This window comes from Caulobacter sp. GW821-FHT12A07, from assembly GCF_058807655.1.
Genome location: NZ_JBXAQX010000001.1, coordinates 157,299 through 179,694, shown reverse-complemented (window position 1 = coordinate 179,694; position 22,396 = coordinate 157,299). Strand labels below are relative to the sequence as shown.

22 protein-coding genes and 1 tRNA gene are annotated in these 22,396 nt (G+C 67.8%); 13 read left to right on the top strand and 10 right to left on the bottom strand.

What is annotated here, in order from left to right:
* Positions 1-135 precede the first annotated feature (135 nt).
* Positions 136-552, top strand: a complete 417-nt coding sequence (locus AC1RRS_RS00790) for an organic hydroperoxide resistance protein (RefSeq protein WP_492853534.1) — start codon at positions 136-138, stop codon at positions 550-552.
* Positions 553-595: 43 nt separating this feature from the next.
* On the opposite strand, the gene AC1RRS_RS00785 is transcribed toward AC1RRS_RS00790, so the two are convergent.
* Positions 596-985, bottom strand: a complete 390-nt coding sequence (locus tag AC1RRS_RS00785) for a BA14K family protein (protein ID WP_199228413.1) — start codon at positions 983-985, stop codon at positions 596-598.
* 173 nt (positions 986-1,158) lie between these two features.
* On the opposite strand from AC1RRS_RS00785, the gene AC1RRS_RS00780 reads away from it, so the two are divergent.
* The 5 genes from AC1RRS_RS00780 (at position 1,159) to AC1RRS_RS00760 (ending at position 6,376) form a co-directional block, all read left to right on the top strand.
* On the top strand, positions 1,159-1,911 hold the full coding sequence (locus AC1RRS_RS00780; RefSeq protein WP_487288561.1) for a YebC/PmpR family DNA-binding transcriptional regulator: 753 nt from the start codon (positions 1,159-1,161) through the stop codon (positions 1,909-1,911).
* 107 nt (positions 1,912-2,018) lie between these two features.
* Entirely contained in the window at positions 2,019-2,063 is a 45-nt protein-coding gene (locus AC1RRS_RS00775) for a hypothetical protein (RefSeq protein ID WP_199228414.1), read from the top strand.
* A gap of 78 nt (positions 2,064-2,141) precedes the next feature.
* Positions 2,142-5,051 carry an isoleucine--tRNA ligase gene (gene ileS / locus AC1RRS_RS00770; protein ID WP_492853533.1) on the top strand — a complete coding sequence of 970 codons (2,910 nt, stop codon included), beginning with the start codon at positions 2,142-2,144 and terminating at the stop codon, positions 5,049-5,051.
* A gap of 126 nt (positions 5,052-5,177) precedes the next feature.
* Complete coding sequence (gene lspA / locus AC1RRS_RS00765; RefSeq protein WP_110119525.1) at positions 5,178-5,678, top strand: signal peptidase II; 501 nt, start codon at positions 5,178-5,180, stop codon at positions 5,676-5,678.
* 128 nt (positions 5,679-5,806) lie between these two features.
* Entirely contained in the window at positions 5,807-6,376 is a 570-nt protein-coding gene (locus tag AC1RRS_RS00760) for a DUF3035 domain-containing protein (RefSeq protein WP_110119524.1), read from the top strand.
* A 72-nt stretch (positions 6,377-6,448) separates the two neighbouring features.
* Here AC1RRS_RS00760 and AC1RRS_RS00755 read toward each other — a convergent pair whose 3' ends face one another.
* The 5 genes from AC1RRS_RS00755 to AC1RRS_RS00735 all read right to left on the bottom strand — a co-directional run bounded on the left by AC1RRS_RS00755 (position 6,449) and on the right by AC1RRS_RS00735 (position 9,124).
* A complete protein-coding gene (locus AC1RRS_RS00755; protein WP_370444013.1) occupies positions 6,449-6,766 on the bottom strand; it encodes a hypothetical protein in 318 nt (105 codons plus the stop codon).
* Between the two features lie 184 nt (positions 6,767-6,950).
* The gene (locus AC1RRS_RS00750) at positions 6,951-7,484 is read right to left on the bottom strand and encodes a DUF3617 domain-containing protein (protein WP_492853532.1); all 534 of its coding nucleotides are present in this window, start codon (positions 7,482-7,484) and stop codon (positions 6,951-6,953) included.
* An 83-nt stretch (positions 7,485-7,567) separates the two neighbouring features.
* The gene (locus AC1RRS_RS00745) at positions 7,568-8,071 is read right to left on the bottom strand and encodes a bactofilin family protein (RefSeq protein ID WP_492853530.1); all 504 of its coding nucleotides are present in this window, start codon (positions 8,069-8,071) and stop codon (positions 7,568-7,570) included.
* A 110-nt stretch (positions 8,072-8,181) separates the two neighbouring features.
* Complete coding sequence (locus AC1RRS_RS00740; protein WP_487288567.1) at positions 8,182-8,511, bottom strand: Mpo1-like protein; 330 nt, start codon at positions 8,509-8,511, stop codon at positions 8,182-8,184.
* Positions 8,512-8,626: 115 nt separating this feature from the next.
* On the bottom strand, positions 8,627-9,124 hold the full coding sequence (locus AC1RRS_RS00735; protein ID WP_058348122.1) for an Lrp/AsnC family transcriptional regulator: 498 nt from the start codon (positions 9,122-9,124) through the stop codon (positions 8,627-8,629).
* A gap of 142 nt (positions 9,125-9,266) precedes the next feature.
* Here AC1RRS_RS00735 and AC1RRS_RS00730 point away from each other — a divergent pair, with 142 nt between their 5' ends.
* The 5 genes from AC1RRS_RS00730 to AC1RRS_RS00710 all read left to right on the top strand — a co-directional run bounded on the left by AC1RRS_RS00730 (position 9,267) and on the right by AC1RRS_RS00710 (position 14,975).
* A complete protein-coding gene (locus AC1RRS_RS00730; protein ID WP_492853529.1) occupies positions 9,267-12,707 on the top strand; it encodes an indolepyruvate ferredoxin oxidoreductase family protein in 3,441 nt (1,146 codons plus the stop codon).
* A 101-nt stretch (positions 12,708-12,808) separates the two neighbouring features.
* Entirely contained in the window at positions 12,809-13,114 is a 306-nt protein-coding gene (locus tag AC1RRS_RS00725; protein WP_492853528.1) for a hypothetical protein, read from the top strand.
* Positions 13,111-13,386 carry a type II toxin-antitoxin system RelE/ParE family toxin gene (locus AC1RRS_RS00720; RefSeq protein ID WP_492853527.1) on the top strand — a complete coding sequence of 92 codons (276 nt, stop codon included), beginning with the start codon at positions 13,111-13,113 and terminating at the stop codon, positions 13,384-13,386. The genes AC1RRS_RS00725 and AC1RRS_RS00720 overlap by 4 nt, the downstream gene beginning before the upstream one ends.
* Positions 13,383-14,492, top strand: a complete 1,110-nt coding sequence (locus AC1RRS_RS00715) for an NAD(P)/FAD-dependent oxidoreductase (RefSeq protein ID WP_492853526.1) — start codon at positions 13,383-13,385, stop codon at positions 14,490-14,492. The genes AC1RRS_RS00720 and AC1RRS_RS00715 overlap by 4 nt, the downstream gene beginning before the upstream one ends.
* A 114-nt stretch (positions 14,493-14,606) precedes the next feature.
* Complete coding sequence (locus tag AC1RRS_RS00710) at positions 14,607-14,975, top strand: hypothetical protein (RefSeq protein ID WP_110119513.1); 369 nt, start codon at positions 14,607-14,609, stop codon at positions 14,973-14,975.
* Here AC1RRS_RS00710 and AC1RRS_RS00705 read toward each other — a convergent pair whose 3' ends face one another.
* Positions 14,976-16,139: an aspartyl protease family protein gene (locus AC1RRS_RS00705; RefSeq protein WP_492853525.1), complete on the bottom strand. Its 1,164-nt coding sequence runs from the start codon at positions 16,137-16,139 to the stop codon at positions 14,976-14,978. It abuts the gene before it with no gap.
* 75 nt (positions 16,140-16,214) lie between these two features.
* Positions 16,215-17,459 carry a PQQ-dependent sugar dehydrogenase gene (locus AC1RRS_RS00700; protein ID WP_492853524.1) on the bottom strand — a complete coding sequence of 415 codons (1,245 nt, stop codon included), beginning with the start codon at positions 17,457-17,459 and terminating at the stop codon, positions 16,215-16,217.
* A gap of 140 nt (positions 17,460-17,599) precedes the next feature.
* On the opposite strand from AC1RRS_RS00700, the gene AC1RRS_RS00695 reads away from it, so the two are divergent.
* Entirely contained in the window at positions 17,600-18,649 is a 1,050-nt protein-coding gene (locus tag AC1RRS_RS00695; protein ID WP_492853523.1) for a glycosyltransferase, read from the top strand.
* 42 nt (positions 18,650-18,691) lie between these two features.
* A tRNA-Met gene (locus tag AC1RRS_RS00690) sits at positions 18,692-18,768 on the top strand.
* Positions 18,769-18,885: 117 nt separating this feature from the next.
* Here the strand turns inward: AC1RRS_RS00690 and AC1RRS_RS00685 are convergent.
* Positions 18,886-19,710: a hypothetical protein gene (locus AC1RRS_RS00685; RefSeq protein WP_492853522.1), complete on the bottom strand. Its 825-nt coding sequence runs from the start codon at positions 19,708-19,710 to the stop codon at positions 18,886-18,888.
* Between the two features lie 96 nt (positions 19,711-19,806).
* Positions 19,807-22,377: a hypothetical protein gene (locus AC1RRS_RS00680; RefSeq protein WP_492853521.1), complete on the bottom strand. Its 2,571-nt coding sequence runs from the start codon at positions 22,375-22,377 to the stop codon at positions 19,807-19,809.
* Positions 22,378-22,396: the final 19 nt, after the last annotated feature.

Here is a 22,396-nt window from a genome sequence, read left to right as displayed (position 1 = left end):
CCAGATGAATGCGGGCTCGCCTTATCATTGCAGCGCTCGCCCTGTCCACGCGGCGGCTTCCGACAATCCACTCCCGCTTGCATCCGTCATGATCCGGGGCTCAAGCTCGATCCGAGGCCAGCCAGAGGAGCCCTCATGACCGACACCACCGTCTACACCGCCAAGGCCCACGCCGTGGGCGGGCGCCAGGGAACCGCCAAGACCGACGACGGTCATCTGGACGTGCAGTTGGGCTATCCCAAGTCGCTGGGCGGCAACGGCGAAGGCACCAATCCCGAGCAGCTGTTCGCGGCCGGCTACGCGGCCTGTTTCCTCGGCGCGCTCGGCTTGGTCGCGCGCGGCCAGAGCGTCGTCCTGGGCGAACACAGCCTCGACAGCGAGGTCGACTTGATCAAGGACGACGTCAGCTTCCACATCGGCGTGCGCCTGACGCTGAACGCGCCGGACGTCGATCGCGCGGTCGCCGAGGACCTGCTGCACAAGGCCCACCAGGTCTGCCCGTATTCCAAGGCGACCCGCGGCAACGTGGTGGTGGAACTGAAGGTGGCGTGAAGCCAAGAGGCGCGGAGCCGGCGGGCTCCGCGCCGTTCTCAGGCTACAGCACGCACCGGCGATAGACGCCCGGCCGCACGCGGTAGGTGTCGGTGCGCGGATTGTAGCTGCGATAGCGCTGCTGGCAGGCGCGCACGTGGCGGTACCAGCCGTTGTGCTTCTTCCAGTGCGACGGCGGGGCCGGCGGGCGGACGCCCCAGTGGTTGTCCCAGTGGCCGTAATCCGGACCGCCCGGACGATTGGGGCCGGGCGAGGGCGTCGGCTTGCTCGGACCAGGCCCCGGGCCGTTTCCGTGCCCGGGACCATTGCCCGGACCCTGGCCGCCGTGGCCGGGCGGGTGCGACTGGGGCGACGATTGAGGCGATTGGGCGATGGCGGCGGGCGCGGCCGCCAGCAGGGCCGCGCCGATGGCGGCGAGCATCAGTTTGCGCATGAAGCATACTCCGGCCGAGCCGGCGCCCGACGCGCCCCCGATCAAGGAACTCGGCGAAACCTCAACCGTCGAGCGCGGCCGTCAGTTCCATCCCCGGGGTGACAAGACGCGGCTTGAGGCGGTAGAAGCGCCGCCAACCCATTCATGTCACACATCTAGAGAAGAGCCTCCGAATGGCCGGCCACTCGAAATTCAAGAACATCATGCACCGCAAGGGCCGCGCCGACGCCGCGCGCTCCAAGCTGTTCTCCAAGCTGTCGCGTGAAATCACCGTGGCGGCCAAGACCGGTCTGCCCGACCCGGCCATGAACCCGCGCCTGCGCCTGGCCGTGAACAACGCCAAGGCCGAAAGCCTGCCCAAGGACGTCATCGAGCGCGCCATCAAGAAGTCGCAGATGGGCGACGCGGCCGACTACGCCGAGATCCGCTACGAGGGCATGGGTCCGGGCGGCGTCGGCGTCATCGTCGAGGTGCTGACCGATAACAAGAACCGCGCGGCCAGCAACGTCCGCTCGCTGTTCTCCAAGCACGGCGGCAATCTGGGCGCCACGGGTTCGGTGACCTTCAACTTCGACCGCCTGGGCCAGATCGAGTATCCGGCCTCGAAGGCCAGCGAAGACGACATGATGGAAGCCGCCATCGAGGCCGGCGCCCAGGACGTCGAGAGCGACATGGGCGAAGACGGCGGCCACACCGTCTACACCGCCTTTGAAGACCTCAACGAGGTCTCGGCCGCCCTGGAAGCCAAGTTCGGCGAGGCCTCCTCGACCAAGATCGTCTGGAAGCCCAAGCTGCTGAACGAGGTCACCGGCGACACCGTCGCCTCCCTGATGAAGCTGCTCGACGGCCTGGACGAGGACGACGACGTCCAGAACGTCTATTCCAGCGCCGACATCAGCGAAGAAGACCTGGCCAAGCTGGGCTGATCTTCCTCGATCGAACGACGAGACGGCCGTTCCAGGCGACTGGAGCGGCCGTTTCCGTGTCAGGCTCCCCTTTGCGCTCGCCGCCCGCTCTGCTATCCCGTCGCCTCATGAGTTCCGTTCGGAAGATCGCGCGAATTATCCGCCCGGCGTGACGCCGCCGGACGAGACCTCCAGCGCGCGCCGGGTTCCACCCGCCTTCTTCCGACATTCCAGAGCTGGATAGCCTTCCCATGGCCGACGACGCCGCGCCCGCCCGCGACTACCGCGAAACCGTTTTCCTTCCCGACACGCCGTTCCCGATGCGCGCCGGCCTGCCCAAGAAGGAGCCCGAGATCCTGGAGGGCTGGGCGGCCCTCTCCGACAAGGGCCTCTACGGCGCGGTGCGCGCCAAGCGCCAGGCCGACGGCGCGCCGCTGTTCGTGCTGCACGACGGCCCGCCCTACGCCAACGGCGCGATCCACATCGGCCACGCGCTGAACAAGATCCTCAAGGACTTCGTCGTCCGCTCGCGCTTCGCCCTGGGCTACGACGTCGACTACGTGCCGGGCTGGGACTGCCACGGCCTGCCGATCGAGTGGAAGATCGAGGAGCAGTTCCGCGCCAAGGGCCGCCGCAAGGACGAGGTCCCGGCCGAAGAGTTCCGCCGCGAGTGCCGCGCCTACGCCGCCGGCTGGATCGAGGCCCAGAAGGTCGAGTTCCAGCGCCTGGGCGTGCTGGGCGACTGGTGGAACCGCTACGCCACCATGGACTTCACCTCGGAAGCCAAGATCGTCGAGGAATTCCACCGCTTCGCCTCGAGCGGCCAGCTCTATCGCGGCTCCAAGCCCGTGATGTGGAGCCCGGTCGAGCGCACGGCCCTGGCCGAGGCCGAGATCGAGTATCACGACCACGTCTCGCCCACGATCTGGGTGAAGTTCCCGGTCGTCGAGGGCTCGGACGCCGCCGTCGGCGCCAAGCTGGTGATCTGGACGACCACGCCCTGGACGATCCCGGCCAACCGCGCGGTCTCCTACAACCCCGACATCCCCTACGCCGTCTTCGAGGTGAAGGCGCTGGAGGAGGGTCTCGAATTCGCCCCCTGGTCCCAGGTCGGCGATCGCCTGATCGTGGCCGAGAAGCTGGCCGGCGAGGTCTTCAAGGCCGCCAAGGTCGCCGCCTTCGAGAAGGTCGAGAGCGTCGACTGTGAAGGCATGGTCCTGGCCCACCCGCTGGCCGATCTGGACAGCCACTACGGCTTCGCCGTGCCGCTGCTGGCCGGCGACCACGTCACCGACGAGGCCGGTACGGGCTTCGTCCACACCGCGCCGGGCCACGGCGCCGACGACTACCAGGTCTGGCTGGCCCACGGTCATCGCGAGATCCCCGACACCGTCGATCCGGACGGCGCCTACTACCCGTCGGTGGCCCTGTTCGCCGGCCTCAAGGTGCTGGAGACCGAGGGCAAGAAGATCGGCAAGTTCGGTCCGGCCAACGGCGCGGTCATGGACAAGCTGATCGAGGCCGGAAACCTCCTGGCCCGCGGCCGCGTCGAGCACAGCTATCCGCACAGCTGGCGCTCCAAGGCCCCGGTGATCTTCCGCAACACCCCGCAGTGGTTCATCCGTATGGACCACGAGGTCGAGGCGCTGGGCGGCAAGACCCTGCGCGAGACGGCCGTCCAGGCCATCGCCGACACCGCCTTCCACCCCGACGCCGGCCGCAACCGCATCGGGGCCATGGTCGAGACCCGTCCCGACTGGCTGATCAGCCGCCAGCGCAACTGGGGCACGCCCCTGGCGATGTTCGTCGACAAGCACACCGGCCACCCGCTGGTCGACGCCGACGTCAACGCCCGCATCCTGGCGGCCGTGAAGGAAGGCGGGGCCGACGCCTGGTTCACCCGTCCCGACGCCGACTTCCTGGGCAATCACGACCCGGCCCAGTACGAGAAGGTCGGCGACATCCTCGACGTCTGGTTCGACAGCGGCTGCACCCACGCCTTCACCATCGAAGGCCGTGACGACAGCGCCTGGCCGGCCGACCTCTATCTGGAAGGCTCCGACCAGCACCGCGGCTGGTTCCAGTCCTCGCTCCTCGAAGGCTGCGGTTCGCGCGGCCGCGCGCCTTACAAGGCCGTCCTGACCCATGGCTTCACCATGGACGAGAACGGCGAGAAGATGAGCAAGTCCAAGGGCAACACGGTGGAGCCGCAGAGCATCACCAAGGAGTCCGGGGCCGAGATCCTGCGCCTGTGGGCGGCCATGGTCGACTATTCGGAAGACCAGCGGATCGGCAAGACGATCCTGGCCACCACCACCGACGCCTATCGCAAGCTGCGCAACACCATGCGCTACCTGCTGGGCGCCCTGGCCGGCTTCGACGAGGCCGAGCGGGTCACCGACTACAATGAGTTCCCGCCGCTGGAGAAGTTCATCCTGCACCGCCTGTGGGAACTGGATGGCCAGGTGAAGGCCGCCTACGAGAGCTATCGCTTCTCCGACGTGATCCGGCCGCTGGTCGAGTTCTGCCAGAGCGACCTGTCGGCGATCTTCTTCGACATCCGCAAGGACAGCCTCTACTGCGACGCCCCGAGCGCCCTGCGCCGCCGGGCCTATCGCACCGTGCTGGACTACGTCTTCGACCGCCTGACCATCTGGCTGGCCCCGCTGGCCAGCTTCACGATGGAAGAGGCCTGGGTCACCCGCTTCCCCGAAGCCGGCCCGGTGGCCCTGCGCGTTGTGCCGGAGACCCCGGCGGCGTGGGAAAACCAGGCCGAGGCGGCCCGCTGGGCCAAGGTCGAGACCGTCACCGGCGTCGTCACCGGCGCCCTGGAAGTCGAGCGCCGCGAAAAGCGCATCGGTTCGGCCCTGGAGGCGGCTCCGGTCGTCCACATCGCCGACGCCGACCTGCTGGCCGCCTTCGACGGACTGGACGCGGCCGAAGTGTTCCGCACCAGCGCCGCGACCCTGGTCGCGGGCGAGGGCGGCGCGTTCCAGGCCGACGAGGTCAAGGGTGTGTCGGTGGATCCGGTGAAGGCCGAGGGGAACAAGTGCGCCCGTTCGTGGCGCATCCTGCCGGAGGTGGGAACCGACCCCCGCTATCCGGAGCTTAGCCTTCGCGACGCCGACGCCGTGGCCTTCTGGGACGCGGCGCGTCAATAATCTCCCTTCCCCCTCGATGGGGGAAGGGCCGGGGATGGGGGTGATACGGCGGTTCAGCTTCTGAGGCCGCGGTCACCCCCACCCAACCCTCCCCCATCGAGGGGGAGGGCTTATCGGGAGCGAACCTTGAAGATCACCCGCCTGGGCTGGACCGCCTACGCCGTCGCCGTCGCCACGGTGGTGCTCGACCAGATCTCCAAGCTCTGGGTGCTGGGCCTGCTGGGCCACGCCCAGGGCGCCAGCGCCTCGCTGCTGGGTCCGGTCCAGCTGACCATGGTCCATAACTACGGCATGAGCTTTGGCCTGCTGCGCGACCACGCCGAATGGGGTCGCTGGCTGCTGACCGTGTTCTCGACCGCGGTGGTGATCGGCCTGGGGTTCTGGGCCCGCAAGGTCCTGCGGCCGCTGACGGCCGTGGGCCTGGGCATGATCATCGGCGGGGCGATCGGCAACAACCTGATCGACCGGGTGATCTACGGCTACGTCGTCGACTTCATCGACGTCTCGCGACTCTACTTCCCCTGGGTGTTCAACGTCGCCGACTCGGGCATCTCGGTGGGGGTGGCGCTCCTGTTGCTGGACAGTTTCATCGGTGAAGAAAAGAAGCTGTCGCACCAGACCGAATAGGGGCCAAACGGGGGCTCAGCGCCCAAGCAAGGCCACAAATCCGAAGGACATTGGCGCCCGCCCTCGGATGTCGTATCGAGGGCGTCCGATTTTTAGGCCCCGGGGGCGGCCGCTGGAGCATGGGTTTCATGAAGTTCAATCGGGTTGCGACCCTGAGCGTGCTGGCCGTGGCCGCCGCGACCGGCCTGGCGGGCTGCCAGTCGGCCTCGAAGGCCCTGGGCATGAGCAAGGTGGTCCCCGACGAGTTCCGCGTCGTGACCAAGGCTCCGCTCGTGGTTCCGCCGGACTACAGCCTGCGCCCGCCGGCGCCCGGCGAGCCGCGTCCGCAGGAACTGCAGCCGGAAAGCGCCGCCCGTCAGGCGCTGCTGGGCCAGAGCCTGGCCGCCAACCGTTCGGACGGTGAGAAGCTGCTGGTCGCCAAGGCCGGCGTCGACAAGGCCGACCCGCTGATCCGCTTCGTCGTCGACGACGAGAACGGCGACCTGGCCCACAAGGACGAGAGCTTCGCCAGCAAGGTGATGTTCTGGAAGAAGGACGACAAGACGGCCGGCGCCGTGACGGCCGCCGAGGCCGGCGCGACCGCTCCGGTTCCCGTCGACGCGGCCGCCGAGGAAGCCCGCCTGAAGGCCCTCACGGGCGGCGGCGCGATCGTCATCAGCCGCGAGAAGCAAGGCAAGATCAAGCTGCCGGGCCTCTAGGGCCGGAGCAGGTTCGCCTCGAGAGAATTGGACGGCCCGGAGGCTTTGCTTCCGGGCCGTTTTCGTTGGGCGTCAGCCGCGCGCGGTGCGTTCCAGGATGGCGCGCAGGGACTGGGCCTTCTGGGGCAGGTCGGACGACAGCCGCGAGGCCATCTCCCGCAGCCCTACGGCATAGGCTTCGCCGCCTTCGGCGATCTGCAGGGCGCGTTCGCCCAGGGCGATCAGGTCCCGCTCAAGGGCCTCGACTTCCTCGCGGGCCAGCAGGCGGGCTTCTTGTTGCAGACGCTGCAGACGCTGGGCCGTCGTCTCCGGCCCACGGGTCAGATTATAGACTTCGGCGCCGTCGGTTTCTTCCGGCACTACGGTCAGGTGCGGACCGCTGATCGTCATCTCGGCTCCTCGAACTCACGGAACCCCCATGCGATGACAATGAACCTACAAGCCTTGCTGTTCCTGTAAAAAATAGAGGCTTCGCGCGAAGCTCGGCGCTTGTGGCGTTGGGGCCACATCGCCTGTTTTGGGTATGGTTTTTGCTTAGAGGCGAGGCATTTTCTCTAGTGGAGACCGGCTGCCTCTACTTGGGCCGCACCGAGTCCTGATCCGACGCAGCGGCGGTCACGTCGCAGGGGCCGACATAGACGCTCTCGCTCTGCAGCTTCATGACCTTCTTCACGCCATAGGCCTGGACGGTCATTTCGAGATTGCTGGTGGTGCGGGTCTGGAAGTCGCCCTTGACCACGCCGGCCAGGCTGTAGGCGATCTTGTCCTTGGTGCAGGCCAGTTCGATCGTGAAGCCGTCGATGACCGGGGTGACCTCGGGCTTGCCGCAGGGCGTATCCTGGGCCGCGGTCAGGGCCGGGTCCTGGCCCTCGCCCACGCACTGGGTAGTGGTGCGCTCGGCGCCGCCGGGCGTGCGGGCGGTGGTCTTCCAGAGACCGGGGCGCATCAGGCGGGGCGGGCCGCCGGCGGCGGGAGCGGCTTCCGATTCCGCCGGGGGCGCCGATCCGCCGGCCGCCGGGGCGGCTGTCTTGTCGTCATTGCGCGAACAGCCGGTCGCCGCCGCGAGGGCGGCCAGCATCAGGGCGAGGCGGACAGTCGGCGCAGTCATGGGCGGGCCTTACTCGAACTGGCGGGCGCCGCTGAAGCGCCCCGCCAGAACAATACCCGGATCGCGCGACCAGTTTCCAGCGCTCAGCCGGCGGCGGGCGCGTAGGCGGCCGGCGTGGTCGCGACCGGGGCAGCCGGGGCAGGTGTCGGAGCCGGCTGCGGCGCCGGGCGGGTGAACTTGACGCTGCGGCCTTGGAAGTCGGCGCCGGTCTCCATGGCCAGCTGTTCGTGGGCGATGTCGCCCTCGACCTTGGCGGTGCCGTAGAGGCGAACGGCGCGGGCGGCGACCGTGCCCTTGACCTTGCCGTGGATCTCGATGGCCTGGGCGGCGATCGAGCCTTCCACCTGACCGTTGGGGCCCAGGACCAGCTTGCCGACCTTGATGTCGCCGATCACCAGGCAGTCCAGGTGCAGTTCGCCGTCGCCCGAGACGTCGCCGCGGATGGTCAGGCCCTGAGCGATCAGCGAGGCGGGCTTGGGACGGGGCGGCGCGGCCGGCGCGGCGGCCTGCGGCTGCTGCGCGACGGGCGTGGTCGCCAGGGGCTCCAGGGCCAGCGGGGCGGGAGCGTCTTTCTTCTTCTGGAACATCTGGCGGCGGCTTTCTCGAAATGGGTCGCTTGCCAACCTAAGCAGCAAGTGAGGCGCCAATCTGAAAGCCCCGTTTCAGCTCCAGGGAAATCCGGGCCGCAAGCCGGTCTTCACCAGGGCCGGCGACCCGCCACCGTCTCGAAGAACAGCCGGAAATCGCCCATCAGGCTGAACAGCGGATAGGTGAAGGTGGCGGGGCGATTCTTCTCGAACACGAAGTGGCCCACCCAGGCGAAGCCGTAGCCGACTATCGGCGCGGCCGCGAAGAACCACGGACTGACCGTGAAGCCCATCACCAGGCTGATGATGACCAGGCCCGTGCCGACCACGTGCAGGCGGCGGCTGGTGCGGCTCTGATGTTCGGAGAGATAGAAGGGATAGAAGTCGGCGAAGCGCCGATAGCGCTCTGCGCCGGCCGCAGGCTCGACGTGCTGGCCCATGGGGCGTGTCCTCCCGGTCGATGTAGCCCGACCTTGTGCCCAATGGAGGACGCATCCGGCGTCGGATGCAAGGGGTCTCGTCGAGGGCGGCTCAGGCCGCCCCCGAACGGGAGCCTCAGCCCAGCGGGCTGACGTAGGGGCTGACCAGGCCGAGCGGCACGGCCGTGGAGTTCTTGACGCCGCGGATGACGATGCGGCTTTCGATGTTCGACACCAGGCCCAGCGACAGGATCTTGTCGCGCAGGAACTCGTCGAAGGCGTGCATGTCGCGGGTGACGATGCGCATCTCGTAGTCCGCCGCGCCGGTCACGGTGGCGCACTGGACGACTTCTGCCCACTTGGCCACGGCGTGCTCGAAGGTCTCGAGGTTCTCCTTGGTCGGCAGCGACAGCTTGACCGTGCAGTAGACCTCGAAGCCGAGGCCCAGCTTTTCACGGTCGAGAATCGTCACGCGGCGCTGGATGACGCCCGCGTCTTCCAGTCGCTTGATGCGTCGCCAGCACGGGCTGGAAGACAGCCCGACTCGCTCGGCGATCTCGGCGACGGACAGTCCGGCGTCGTGTTGGATGAGATCCAGGATCTTGGCATCCACGGCGTCGAGTTGTTCGGACAAGAATTCCTCCCCCCAGAGGGTGTTTGACGCGTCGATCTTGCGCAAAACCGACACGAGTCGGGCACGCCTTGGGCAAACAATTTCCGCGCTTCTATAAGATATTGCGTGACGGGCGAAAAGACCCGGGAGGAAAAATTTTGCCATGCGGCACTCGGAAGTCACGCTCGACGACAAATATGTGCTCGAAGATGGTCGCGCCTTCATCACTGGCGTGCAGGCGCTGCTCCGTGTGCTGCTCGATCGAAAGCGCCTGGATCGACTCGCCGGACTGAACACCGCCGGCTTCATGTCGGGCTATCGCGGCTCGCCCCTGGGCGGGCTCGACCAGCAGGCCGCGCGCATCAACAAGCTGCTCGCCGCCCATGACGTGGTCTTCAAGGAAGGCCTCAACGAGGACCTGGCCGCCACCGCCGTCTGGGGCAGCCAGCAGGCCAACCTGTTCCCCGGCGCGACCCACGACGGCGTCTTCGGCCTCTGGTACGGCAAGGCGCCCGGCGTCGACCGCACCGGCGACGTCTTCAAGCACGCCAATTTCGCGGGGACCTTCCCGACCGGCGGCGTGCTGGCCGTGGCGGGCGACGACCACGCCTGCAAGAGCTCGACCCTGCCGTCGCAGTCCGAGTTCGCCTTCCAGGACTTCGAGATCCCCGTGCTGTCGCCGGCCGACGTGCAGGAGGTGCTCGACTACGGGCTCCTCGGCATCGCCATGTCGCGCTTCTCGGGGCTCTGGACCGGCCTGATCGCCCTGGCCGACACCATGGACAGCGGCGTCACCATCGACGTGTCGCTGGGCCGCCACCATGTGGTGATCCCAGACTTCGCCATGCCGCCCGGCGGCCTGGGCATCCGGCTGAAGGACCAGCCGATGGAGAAGGAGCGCCGTCTACGCCTCCACAAGATCCCCGCCGCCCTGGCCTTCGCCCGCGCCAACCAGATCGACCGCGTGGTGCTGGGCGCCTCGCACGTGCGGGTGGGCAAGGCCCGCCTGGGCATCGTCTGCCAGGGTCAGGCCTACAAGGACGTGCTGGAGGCCTTCTCGGCCATGGGCGTGAGCCTGCAGGAAGCCGCCGACCTCGGCGTCTCGGTCTACAAGGTGGGCATGCCCTGGCCGCTGGAGCCTCTGGGCCTGCGCGCCTTCGCCGCCGGCCTCGAAACGCTCATGGTCATCGAACACAAGCGCGCCCTGATCGAACCCCAGGCCCGCGCCGCGCTCTACGACCTGCCGGCCCAGGCTCGCCCCCGCATCATCGGCAAGACCGACGAGAAGGGCCATCCGCTGCTGTCGGAGCTGGGCTCGCTGTCGGTGGCCGAAATCGCGCTGGCGATCTACGATCGTCTGCCGCCGGGGCCGCACATGGAGCGGGCCCGAGCCTATCTGGACCGCGTCTCGGCCGCCGGCGTCGCCGCCGTCAGCCTGGCCGCCGACCAGGCCCGCAAGCCGTTCTTCTGCTCGGGCTGTCCGCACAACACCTCGACCAAGCTGCCCGAGGGCAGCCGCGCCCTGGCCGGCATCGGCTGCCACTACATGGCCGGTTTCAACGACCCCTCGACCGACCTCAACACCCACATGGGCGGCGAGGGCCTGACCTGGGTGGGCGCGGCGCCCTTCACCACCGAGAAGCACGTCTTCCAGAACCTGGGCGACGGCACCTACAACCACTCGGGCTCCCTGGCGATCCGGGCCGCCGTCGCGGCCGGGGCGCACATCACCTACAAGCTGCTGTTCAACGACGCCGTGGCCATGACCGGCGGCCAGCGGGCCGAAAGCGGCTTCACCCCCGCCCAGATCACCCGCCAACTGGCCAGCGAGGGCGTCTCCAGGACCGTCATCGTCGTCGACGACCTCAAGCGCTACGAGGCCGTCACCGACCTGGCACCCGGCGTCGAGATCTTCCCGCGCGCCGAACTGATGAGCGTGCAGCAGATGCTGCGCGACACGCCCGGGACCACGGTGCTGCTCTACGACCAGACCTGCGCCACCGAGAAGCGCCGTCGCCGCAAGCGCGGGACCATGGCCAAGGCCACCCAGAAGGTCTTCATCAACCCGCTGGTCTGCGAGGGCTGCGGCGACTGCTCGGTGAAGTCCAACTGCGTGTCGATCGAACCGCTCGACACCGCCTTCGGCCGCAAGCGCAAGATCAACCAGTCCAGCTGCAATCAGGACTATTCGTGCCTTGAGGGCTTCTGCCCGTCCTTCATCACCCTGGAAGGCGCCGAGAAGGCCGGCGAGAAGGTCAAGCCCGCGCCGCTGTCGGTCGATTCCACGCCGCTGCCCGCGTTCGAGGAATTCCACGGCGTGCGGCGGATCATCTTCACCGGCGTCGGCGGCACCGGGGTGACCACCGTCGCCTCGATCTTGGCCATGGCCGCCCACATCGACGGCCGCGCCGGCAGCGTCGTGGATATGACGGGCCTGGCCCAAAAGGGCGGGGCGGTGTTCAGCCACGTCAAGATCGGCGAACTGGAGGACACCATCGTCGGCGGCCGTGTGCCGGCCGCCAGCGCCGACGTGCTGATCGCCTGCGACCTGCTGGTCGCCGCCAGCCCCGAGGCCCTGTCGCTTTACGCCAAGGACCGGACCATGGCCTTCGGCAACAGCGACTTCGCCCCCACCGCCGACTTCGTCACCAGCCGCGACGTGCGCTTCGACGGCGGGGCCATGGCCCGGCGGGTCAAGGCCGCGACCAAGGCCTTCGACGCCTGCCCGGCCCAGCGCCTGGCCGAGAGCCGCTTCGGCGACGCCATCTACGCCAACATGATCATGGTCGGCTTCGCCTGGCAGCGCGGGGTGATCCCGCTCTCCAGCCGCGCCCTCTACCGGGCCATCAAGCTGAACGGGGTGGACGCCGACGCCAACCTGCAGGCCTTCGAGCTGGGCCGCCAGATCGCCTTCGACCCGGCCGCGGCCGGCGACAAGCCGGTCGACGTCCCCACGCCCCAGACCGAGCCGCTGGACGCCCTGATCGCCCGCCGCGTCGAGGACCTGGTCGCCTACCAGGACGCTCACTACGCCGCCCGCTACGCCGAGCGGATCGCCAAGGTGCGTCATGCCGAGGTCGCCATGGTCGGGGAGGGGGCGGACCTGCCGCTGACCCGCGCGGCGGCGACCAATCTTTACAAGCTGATGGCCTACAAGGACGAGTACGAGGTCGCGCGCCTCTACACCGACGGCCGTTTCGCCAAGGAGCTGGCTGGAACCTTCAAGGGCGGCAAAGCCAAGGTCTGGCTGTCGCCGCCGCTGATCGCGCCCAAGGGCAAGGACGGCAAGCCGCGCAAGATCGCCTTCGGCGGCTGGATGCTGGATCTGGCCTTCCCGATGATCGCCCGCATGAAGGGTCTGCGCGGCGGGGCCTTCGACATCTTCGGCAAGACCGAGGAGCGCCGGATGGAGCGGGGGCTGATCGCCGACTACGAGGTCACGCTCGACCGCCTGGTCGCCGGCCTGCGTCCCGAGCGCAAGGCTCTGGCGCTGAAGCTGGCCGAGGTTCCCTCCGAGATCCGCGGCTACGGCCACGTCAAGGAGGCGGCGGTCGAAAAGGCCAAGGCGACGGCGGTGAAGCTGTGGGGGCAGTGGGAGGGCTGAGGCCCTCCTACCGGGCCTTGCCGCCGCGCACGGTGCAGGGGCGAGCGCCCGGCCCGCCATGAGCCATGGCGGGCCGGGAGGTTCGTGCTAGGCTTCCCGCCATGAACAGGCCGGTTCGACATCCAGACCAGGTGACGGTGACCTTGAGCGCCGAGGACGCGGCTGACCTCCTGGCGCGGGTCGAGCGGGGCGAGTTCGCTTCGCTGGAAGAGGGCGTCGCCGCCGAACTGGCGGAGCTCAACTATCGCCGAGCGGTCGATATCGTCGGTGGTTCGGACAAGCTCGAAGCCTTGCTCGACGAACTGGAAATGGAAGCCGTCGATCCGGCCGAGCATGTCGATGGCCGCCAATTCCTGTCTGAAATGCTGGCGGATCTGAAGGCGCGGGCCAAGGCCTCCGGCGAGTGAGCCTTCCCTATGTCCTGACGCCGCGCGCTCGGCGCGACTTGACGCGAATTCGCGACTATATCGCCGAGGACAGCCCGCGCGCCGGCGTCCGCTTTATCGAGAGCCTGATGGAGCGTTTCGAGCAGCTCGCCTTTGCGCCCTACATGGCTCAGGCGGTCGCCCGTCATCCTCGTTTCCGCAGGCTGCCGCACGGCGCCTATGTGATCTTCTACGAGGTCACGGACGACGCGGTGATCATCCGTTCCATCGAACATTCAGCGACCCTCAAATGACCGAGTTCGATTTCGACGCCGTGGTGGTGGGCGCCGGCGCCGTGGGGCTGGCCTGCGGTTACGCCCTGAGCCAGCGCGGGCTGACCGTCGCCGTGCTGGAGGCCGAGGGGCACATCGGGCAGGGCGTGTCGTCGCGCAATTCCGAGGTGGTCCACGGCGGGCTCTACTATCCGACCGGCTCGCTGAAGGCCCGGCTGTGCGTGCAGGGACGGCGGCGGCTCTACGCCTTCCTCGACGCCCACAAGGTCGCCTACAAGAAGTGCGGCAAGCTGGTGGTGGCCACCAGCGACGACGAGATCGCCCGCCTCGACGCCATCTGGGACCAGGCCCTGGCCAACGACGTCGAGGGCATGGAACGGCTCACGGGCGCGCAGGCCCGGGCGCTGGAGGCGGGCCTCAACGCCCACGCGGCGCTGCTGTCGCCGGAAAGCGGCGTCTTCGCCAGCCACGACTACATGCTGGCCCTGCAGGGCGAGATCGAGGCCGCCGGCGGGGCGGTGGTGCTCTCCACGCCGTTCGAGGGCGCGACCCCGCTGGAGGGCGGCGGCTTCACCGTGCGGGCCGGCGGCGCCGAGCCGACCACCCTGACCACCCGCCTGCTGGTCACCGCGCCGGGGCTGTCGTCCCAGGCCGTGGCGGCGAGCATCGAGGGCTTTCCGGCCGACCAGATCCCGGCCGCTCACTACGGCAAGGGCGTCTATTTCCGGCTGACGGGCAAGGCGCCGTTCCAACGCCTGGTCTATCCGCCGCCGATCCATGGTGCGCTGGGCACCCACTATCGCAACGACATGGGCGGCCAGGCGGTGTTCGGACCCGACCTCGAATATGTGCCCGCGCCCGACTACTCCGTTGATCCGAACCGGGCCGACGCCTTCGCCGCCTATATCCGCAAGTTCTGGCCGGGCCTGCCCGACGGCGCCCTCAGCCCCGACTACGCCGGGGTGCGGCCCAAGCTTCATGGTCCGAACGAGCCCCAGCCCGACTTCCAGCTGCGCGGCGCCGACACGCATGGCCTGCCGGGCCTCGTGGCCCTGTTCGGCATCGAGAGCCCGGGCCTGACCAGCTCGTTGGCGATCGGCGAAGCCGTATCCGAGTTGCTTTCTTGACGCGCGGTCGCCAAAACTGCTCACACTTTCGGCTGCCACGCGCCCTTGTGTCGGCCGGCTGACACCAAACCCCCGCTCGCGCGTTAGCCGATAGGCTGTTTCACGGAGAGGGCGATGGTGGACGATTTCATCGAGCGGCTGACCTCGCGCCTGGTGCGGGGCGCGGGACTGGTCATGGCCGCGGCGATCGCGGCGGTGTCGGGGGCCATGGCGGTGTTCGCCTTCCTGGCCTCGATCGTCGGCACGGCCTGGGCTCACGCCATCGTCGCCGGCATCGCCGCGGCGGTGGTGGCGATCTGGGCCCTGGCCCAGTCGAACCATCAGGCCAAGCATCGCAAGGCCCCGATCGAGGAGCGGGTGGCCGACATCATCCTGGCCCACCCCACCGCCTCGTTCCTGGCCGGCGTCGCGGCCGGGGCCCTGGTCAAGGGCAAGCCGTCCGAGGCCCGCAAGGCCTGGCGAGCCCGGCGCGAGGTCGACTAGCTACAGGTAGTCGGCCAGGGCGAAGCGGGCGTCCGTCGACTGACCCTTGCGTGTCAGCGGCAGGGTCACTTCGCGTCCCGCCGGGCCGCTGGTCATGACCACGGCCTCGCGCACCGAACTCACGCCGCGAACGATGTCGCCGGGCTGCACGCCGGCCTTGGCGGCGGGGCTTCCCGCGCCGACCTCCGCGACCCTGACTTCCGACCCCTCCAGATCGACCCACAGGCCCGAGCGGGCGTAGGTCGTCGTCGCAACCGGCAGCCCGTTGCGCTTCACCCACAGGGCGTTGTCGCCACGGTCGAAGGACAGGTTCAGCGTCTGCAGGATCGGCAGGCCCATCAGCGAGCCGGACGTCAGTTCCTGCGGCGCGTGGACCACGACCAGGGGATTCTCATAGACTTCCGACCCCACCTTCAGCCGCTTGGCGCGAACGGTGCGCGAGAGGTTCTTGGTCGGCCCGGCGATCCCTCGCGGGCGGATTGGCGCGTAGGGCGTTTGGTCATTCCACAGGCCCAGCTGACGCCCGAGCCGGTTTTCCATGTACAGCGCGTTCGGCGCGCCGGTGTCGAGCAGCGGCCGCAGCGGCTGGCCGTCGAGCTCGACGGCGGCGACGATGCGCGGCGAGCCGGCGACGGCGTTGCTTTCGCGCAGGTCCGATTCCAGGCGGGTGAAGCCGCTGCGATCGGCCAGGCCGCCGGGCCAGACCCGCCACAGGCCGGCCTCGAAGTCGAGCTCGCTGTCGAAGCTGGTCAGCATGCCTGCGGCGAGCAGGCCGTCGCCGTCCAGCTTGACGTCGGTCAGGCCCGCCAGGCTGACGCCCGACTGCCGGACCGCGCCGCCGAACACCACGTCATCGACGGCGTAGAGCGGGAAGACCTTGCCCTGGTTCAGGCGCACGTCGCGCAGCTTGCGCAGGCCCAGCTGCCCCGGAAGGTCGGGCCGCATGCCGCTGATCACCGCCCCGGTGTCGATGATGAAGGTGTAGGGACCCTTGCCGTCCAGCAGGACATCGATGACCACGCGCCGTCCCTGCAGCCGCACCTTGGCGGTGATGGGGGCGGTGATGGGGGCGGCGGTCGGGGCGTCCGCGGCCAGGGCGGTATTGGCCCCGGCGGCTCCGAACAGGGCGGCGAGCAGGGCGAGGGTCTGGCGGCGATCGAGCATGGATGCGGACTCGGGACTGGATTGGCGATCACAGTCTCAGGTTGTCGTCCTGCGTCAATCGCGCCTTGGTGAAATTCAGCCCTTCGGCGTGATCCGCAGCACCTTGCCGTCTTCCTCGTCGGTCACCGCCCAGACGGCGCCGTCGGGGCCGACCACGACGTCGCGGATGCGTTCGCCGAATTCGGTGGCGATGCGCTCCTCGCCCACCACCTTGTCGCCGTCCAGCGTCAGACGGGCGATGTGGTGCTCCTTCAGCGAGCCGACCAGCAGGCTGCCCTTCCAGGCCGGGAACAGGTCGGCCTCGTAGAAGGCCATGCCCGACGGCGCGATCACCGGGTCCCAGTAATAGATCGGCTGCTCCAGGCCTTCCTTGGCGGTGATCCCGTCGCCGATCGGCTTGCCGGAATATTCCTCGCCATAGGTGATGGTCGGCCAGCCGTAGTTCTTGCCGGCGCGGGGGATGTTCAGCTCGTCGCCGCCCTTGGCGCCGTGCTCGACGGTCCACAGCTCGCCGGTCTTAGGATTGATCGCGGCGGCCTGCAGGTTGCGGTGGCCGATCGACCAGAGCTCGGGCTTGGCCCCGTCCTGGCCGGCGAACGGATTGCCGGCGGGGATCGAGCCGTCCGGCCTGATGCGGATCACCTTGCCCAACGTGCCGTCCAGGCGCTGGGCCTGCATCCGGCCCTCGATGATCGAGCGCTCGCCGGTGGTGATGAACAGGTTTCCGTCGCGGGCGAAGACCAGCCGGCCGCCGAAGTGCAGGGCCGAGGCCAGGGTCGGGGTCTGCCGCCAGATCACCTGGACGGTCTCGACCTTGGGCGTCGCGCCCGGAACCAGCTTGCCGCGGGCCACGGTCGTGCCGTTGCCGCCGTCGCGCGGCTCGGCATAGCTCCAGTAGATCAGGCCGTTCTGGGCGTAGTTCGGATCGACCGCCAGGCCCAGCAGTCCGCCCTGGCCGTTGGCGTCCACCGCCGGCAGGCCGGCGACGGCCGGCGACAGGGTTCCGTCCTTGGCGAGGATGCGCAGGCGGCCGGCGCGTTCGGTCACCAGGGCCGAACCGTCGGGCAGGAAGGCGATGGCCCACGGATGCTCCAGGCCCTTGGCCACGACCTGCACCTGATAGGCGACGCCGGCGGCCTTCAGGGGCGCGCGGGTCTGGCCGGCGAAGGCCGGCTTCTGGTCGGGCGCGTTGGCGGTGCGCGTCTCCACCGGCCCGCCGTCGGCGGTGACGGCCGGGGCGGCGCTGTTCTGGGCCTCGCCGGGACCGCAGGCGGCCATGGCGAGAAGGGCGGAGGCGGCGAAGATCAGGGATGAGCGCATGAGGCGACCATAAACGGCTTTTCTCCCGGCAGGCGAGGGGGCGGCGAGGGGCGGGCCTGATTTTCGGCCGGCGCATTGACAGCGTGGGTCTCGCGGGGAAGGTTCCGGCGCTTGTTTTCCCGTCAGTTTCGGAGATCGCCTTGACCGCCATCCTGCACGCCATGCTGGGCAAGGGTCTGGGCGGCCTGGAACAGGTGTTCCTCGATTATCAGCCGATCCTCGAGACCTGGACGGCCCGCCGCGGCGGCCTGTGCGCGGGCGTGGTGCGGGCGGGGAGCAAGGTGGCTCAGGCCCAGGCCGGCCGCACCCCGCCGCTACTGTCGATGCCCGCCTACACCGACTGGGACCCCCTGACCCTGGGCGCGGCTCGCCGCATCGTGAAGGCGGTCAAGCCCGCCATCATCCTCAGCCACGGCCAGCGACCCGCGCGCCTGTTCGCCAAGGCCGCCCCGAAATCGACCCGCCTGGCGATCTGCGTCCACAAGCCGGTCTTCGACATCGAGACCACGCGCACCGACTACATCTGCGTCGGCCGTCACCTCGCCGACCTGGCGATCGAGCGCGGCGTACCCGCCGCCCACGTGCACTTCGTGCCCAACGCCGTGAAGATCCCGACCGTGCGGGCGACGCCCTTCGCCGAGCCTGGCCGCCCGCCGCGCATCGTCGCCGCCGGCCGCCTGCATCCCAAGAAGGGCTTCGACGTGCTGATCGCCGCCGCCGCCCTTCTGCGCGACCGGGGCCTGTCCTTCGAGGTCGAGATCGCCGGCGAGGGCGACGAGCGCGCCAAGCTGGAAGGCCTGATCGCCCAGCACGCTCTCTCCGACCGCGTGCGCCTGGTCGGCTGGCGCGACGCCTCGGCCTTCCTGGCCACGGGCGACGTCTTCGCCTTCCCGTCCTACCAGGAGGGCTTCCCCCTGGTGCTGCTCGAAGCCATGGCCGTGGGCCTGCCGGTCGCGGCCAGCGCCATTCCGGGTCCGGACGAGATGATCGTCGAGGGCGTCAGCGGCCGCTTGCTGCCGCCGGGCGACGCGGTCGCCCTGGCCGACGCCCTGGCCGCCCTGGTCGCCGACCCCGCCGGATCGCTGGCGTTTGGCGAAAAGGCCCGTGAAGCGGTGCTGGCCGACTATGGTCCCGACAGCCTCGCGCGGCGCCTCAGCGCAGTTGTGGATGACATCGCAAACCGGGCTTGAAGCCGGCGTCAGTTTGCGCTTATAAGCCCGCTCCGCTTCGGCGGCTGGGTAGCTCAGATGGTTAGAGCGGTGGATTCATAACCCACAGGTCGGCGGTTCGATCCCGCCCCCAGCCACCAACGGTTCCTCCCGACAAGTTGGCCTTAATGCGCCTGGCGTCCTTTTTGGCGCCATCTGCAAGTGTTATTGATTGACGCCAATGTGGGTAAGTGCGCGATCTTTATGCGAACTTGCCATTAATGCTGTATTCTAAATCCTATACCACCGATATTCATCATTATGGATTGGGTTAAGAACTGTTCTGGGCCTCCCTTTTCTTGAGCCTCTTGCATTGAGTATGGCGTCATTTCCTCAAGCTGAAAGCGATTCTCAAATCTAAAAACTTCCTCGAGCATTGGAATCCCGAATGAGTTCGGGTTTGATGGATCGTGATTTTCACTATTTATTCTGAGAAAGTCCCTTAGGTCATTTGTCATTACTCCGAAGACGAGTGGCCAAAGTTCTGATTTTTCATTCATAAATCTAGCTACTATAGCATTTCTATTTTCATAGTTAAAATTGCCTGATTCTTCCAGCAGGTTTATAAATGATTGTCTGGAATTTGGCTTATCGCTCTTAACTGTGTCTTCTTCGGACCAGTATATTGTGGATTTTCCGTCGTGAATTTGTGTCAGCATGTTGTGTACTAATTGATGCCTATTCATGCATATCATTGCCATTTCTGATTTGCTGAATATGCTGCACAATTTTATGGCCGAGATGTCGAATTCATTTATGAGTTTGCACGCAAAATTTGAAAAAATGTTGCTTTCTTCGGCTGATTTTTGCTCCCATACTTCCATTATGGATTGCTTGTTGGTGTTTGATTTGTATTTTCTTTGATATGCGCCCTCAAGCATGGCATAAACCATGATATTTATAGAATTTCTTTTTAGAACAATGCCGTATTCTTCGGTTGGTTTTCTGTACAAATATTGCCCAAGTGCCGTTACTGAATTGTATATATTCATCAATGTGTAGTGAACGCTCATTGGGAAGGGGAGTTCTGGGAGGGTTTTCATAAATATTTTGCCCTATGCTCAATTTTAGAATGTTTTGAACTGTTTGATATGGTCGCATTAGTTTCGGTGGTTCGGCAGTCCACATTGATGACCACATTAACCTTTCGGGTCATTGCCAACAGGCTTGGAGACGGCGCCTGACGCCTTGATGGTTGCTCGCGGCGTCCTCGGCTCCGGCGCTCCGCCCAGCGCCTGGCGGGCGGCGCGGGCGATGGCCGTGTCGAGCGAGCGCTGACAGGGGATCGGCTGGTCGAGGATCTTGCGGCAGGCGCTTTGCCGGCCCTCAGCGATCGCCGTCCCGCCGGCCGCCTTGCGCATATAGGCCTTGGCGCAGCCCGACAGCGCCCAGTCCATGGGCGGTTCGAAGGGCCGCGGACCCGTCTGCTTGCACAGCAGGATCGGCTCGTAGTGCGCCAGGGGTGTCGAGGCGTAGAGGATCGGGTTGATGTCCCGGGGATCGCCCGACGCCTCCAGCTTGAGCTCCCGCTGCAGGTGGCCGGCATGGGCCGAGCGGCTGCCGAACAGGGCCTTCAGCGGTGCGCTCAGTTCGTTGAGGAAGCTGTTGGCCCTCGGTTCGTCGGCCGGGGCGGCGGCGCTGGCCAGGGCCTCGTCGGTGCGCTCGCGATAGCCGATATAGACGAAGACGATGCGCAGCTTGTCGCCGCGCTTCTCGGCGATGGTCCGCAGGGCCGGCGCCAGTTCCCGCAGGACCTCGACCCCCGCGGCTTCGAAATAGCCGCCGTCGACGATATGGCCGGAGCCGGACCCGTCCTTGCGGGTCAGGGTTCCGGCCGGGCTGATCCAGGGGAAGCGCGCGCCGTTGTGGATCGCGGTGGAGACCGGAACGTCGCGATCGACGACGTTGTAGAAGTCGTCGGCATTGATCTCCCACGGGCTGAAGCGCAGGCGGCTGGTGAGGATGCGCCGGCCGGTCTCCTGGCTCGCGCCGTTGATGATGACCAGCGGCCGCCAGGCGGCGTCGGTCGGGCCGAACTGGCTGAAGCTCCGGCTCAGCAGATCCGGATGATCGCAGCCCGGAACGTCCTTGCAGTGCGCGCGCCATCCGGCCTCGAAGGCCAGTTCCAGGCCCTGGGCCCGGTCGGGCAGCAGGGCCACGGGCACGAGGCGCTGCAGCAGATCGGGGAACAGCATCCCGCCGAAGGTGGGGCTGAGGAAATCCCGGCCGGCGAAGTCGGTGACCGCGCCGCGCAGATCCTTCGGCTGCAGGTTCGGGCGGTCCTGCAGCACCGCCGCATAGCCGATCGCGCCGACGCTGCCGCCGGAAACCGAGCTGATGGCGAAGAGGTTGTGGGCCAGCTTGCCCCCCGTCTTCTCGTGCAGCGAGGCCAGAACCTCGGCGGTCCAGTAGCCGGCCCGCGACGCGCCGCCTTCCGAGGCGACCAGCACCAGGGTGCGCGCGCCGTCGGGTCCTGCCGGCGCCTGTTTGGCCCAATCCTCGTAGGCCCGATCGAGCGTCAGCCGCTGGTCCTGCGCGATCGCGTGATAGGGCGTCGTGGCCGCCCGCCAGCCGACCGGGTGGTTGTCGATCCACAGCCCGAAGATCGCCGCCGCGACCACCAGGAAGGCCAGGGTCGGCACGCGCGCGGCGTCGCCGGTCTGGATCAGCACGACCAGCACCGGGATGATGCAGCCTACCCCGAGGAAGGCCACGGCCGGCGCGCCCAGGGTCCAGCCGAAGGCGACGGGGAAGAAGATCGCCCACAGCATCGCGGTCAGGCTGATCAGGAAGCTGGCGATCACCCACAGGCGGCCGATGCGCAGCGGCTCGCGCGGCGGCAGGTCGGGTTCGCGTCTGGCGTTCGCCGTCGCCCTGATGCGTTTGCGGGCGTCGTACTGGGCGATGATCGCCGCGAAGAAGCCCAGGCCGATCAGCACCAGGGCGGCGATCAGTCCGGTGTTGGGGGCCGGGTTCTTGAACAACGCCCCGATGACGAACAGGAACGGCGCCAGGCCCAGCAGCCTCGGCGTCCAGCGCAGCAGCCAGTTGGGGGTCCAGGCCTGGCGATCGCGCCCGTAGTTCGACAGGATGATCAGGCGGGGCCAGATCCAGGTCTGCACCGCCAGGAACAGCAGGGTCAGGGCGAAGAAGATCTGGCGCACCGCGGTGTCGCCGGAGAAGTCGCCCTCCGCCACGGTGCGCACCAGGTCTCGGCCCTGCTGGACGAAGACCAGCGCCGCGCCGGCGGCCAGGGTGAGGATGGCGGTGGAACCGACGCCCTTGGTCTTGTCCAGCGTGTCGCGCAGAAGCGTCCACTTGCCCGGCAGGCCGTCGTACTGGCTGTGGTCGGGGAGGGGCTCTGGGCAGTCGCAGGGCTCGTAGTCGACCTCGACGGCGCCGCTGTTGTTCCAGTTGAACCCTTCGACGTCGTTGGCGAAGAGCTCGACCGTGCCCGCCTGCTCGAAGGTGACCGTCGCGCCCCGGCCGATGGGATAGAGCGTTTCGGGGTGCTCCCGCACGCGGGCGGTGAGCTCGAAGAACGGCCGATCCTTCGATACGGGGTAGATGTCCAGGATGTCGGCCAGGAAGAAGCGGTAGCCGCCGGCGCCCGAAGGCACGAACCAGTCCCACCAGCGGCCGCGGGCCGAGAAGCGCCAGCTTGCGCCGGCGGCGACCTCGCCGATCTCGGCGCCGTCTCGCGCCGGCACCCTTATCGTCTTCGCTTCG

Bases quoted from the DNA above. Each gene is read 5' to 3' on its own strand.
- ileS (WP_492853533.1), top strand. From the start codon at position 2,142: ATGGCCGACGACGCCGCGCCCGCCCGCGACTACCGCGAAACCGTTTTC.
- AC1RRS_RS00730 (WP_492853529.1), top strand. From the start codon at position 9,267: ATGCGGCACTCGGAAGTCACGCTCGACGACAAATATGTGCTCGAAGAT.
- AC1RRS_RS00715 (WP_492853526.1), top strand. From the start codon at position 13,383: ATGACCGAGTTCGATTTCGACGCCGTGGTGGTGGGCGCCGGCGCCGTG.
- AC1RRS_RS00710 (WP_110119513.1), top strand. From the start codon at position 14,607: ATGGTGGACGATTTCATCGAGCGGCTGACCTCGCGCCTGGTGCGGGGC.
- AC1RRS_RS00750 (WP_492853532.1), bottom strand. From the start codon at position 7,484: ATGACTGCGCCGACTGTCCGCCTCGCCCTGATGCTGGCCGCCCTCGCG.
- AC1RRS_RS00745 (WP_492853530.1), bottom strand. From the start codon at position 8,071: ATGTTCCAGAAGAAGAAAGACGCTCCCGCCCCGCTGGCCCTGGAGCCC.
- AC1RRS_RS00780 (WP_487288561.1), top strand. From the start codon at position 1,159: ATGGCCGGCCACTCGAAATTCAAGAACATCATGCACCGCAAGGGCCGC.
- AC1RRS_RS00725 (WP_492853528.1), top strand. From the start codon at position 12,809: ATGAACAGGCCGGTTCGACATCCAGACCAGGTGACGGTGACCTTGAGC.
- AC1RRS_RS00755 (WP_370444013.1), bottom strand. From the start codon at position 6,766: ATGACGATCAGCGGTCCGCACCTGACCGTAGTGCCGGAAGAAACCGAC.
- AC1RRS_RS00785 (WP_199228413.1), bottom strand. From the start codon at position 985: ATGCGCAAACTGATGCTCGCCGCCATCGGCGCGGCCCTGCTGGCGGCC.
- AC1RRS_RS00740 (WP_487288567.1), bottom strand. From the start codon at position 8,511: ATGGGCCAGCACGTCGAGCCTGCGGCCGGCGCAGAGCGCTATCGGCGC.
- AC1RRS_RS00685 (WP_492853522.1), bottom strand. From the start codon at position 19,710: ATGAAAACCCTCCCAGAACTCCCCTTCCCAATGAGCGTTCACTACACA.
- AC1RRS_RS00760 (WP_110119524.1), top strand. From the start codon at position 5,807: ATGAAGTTCAATCGGGTTGCGACCCTGAGCGTGCTGGCCGTGGCCGCC.
- AC1RRS_RS00705 (WP_492853525.1), bottom strand. From the start codon at position 16,139: ATGCTCGATCGCCGCCAGACCCTCGCCCTGCTCGCCGCCCTGTTCGGA.
- AC1RRS_RS00790 (WP_492853534.1), top strand. From the start codon at position 136: ATGACCGACACCACCGTCTACACCGCCAAGGCCCACGCCGTGGGCGGG.
- AC1RRS_RS00700 (WP_492853524.1), bottom strand. From the start codon at position 17,459: ATGCGCTCATCCCTGATCTTCGCCGCCTCCGCCCTTCTCGCCATGGCC.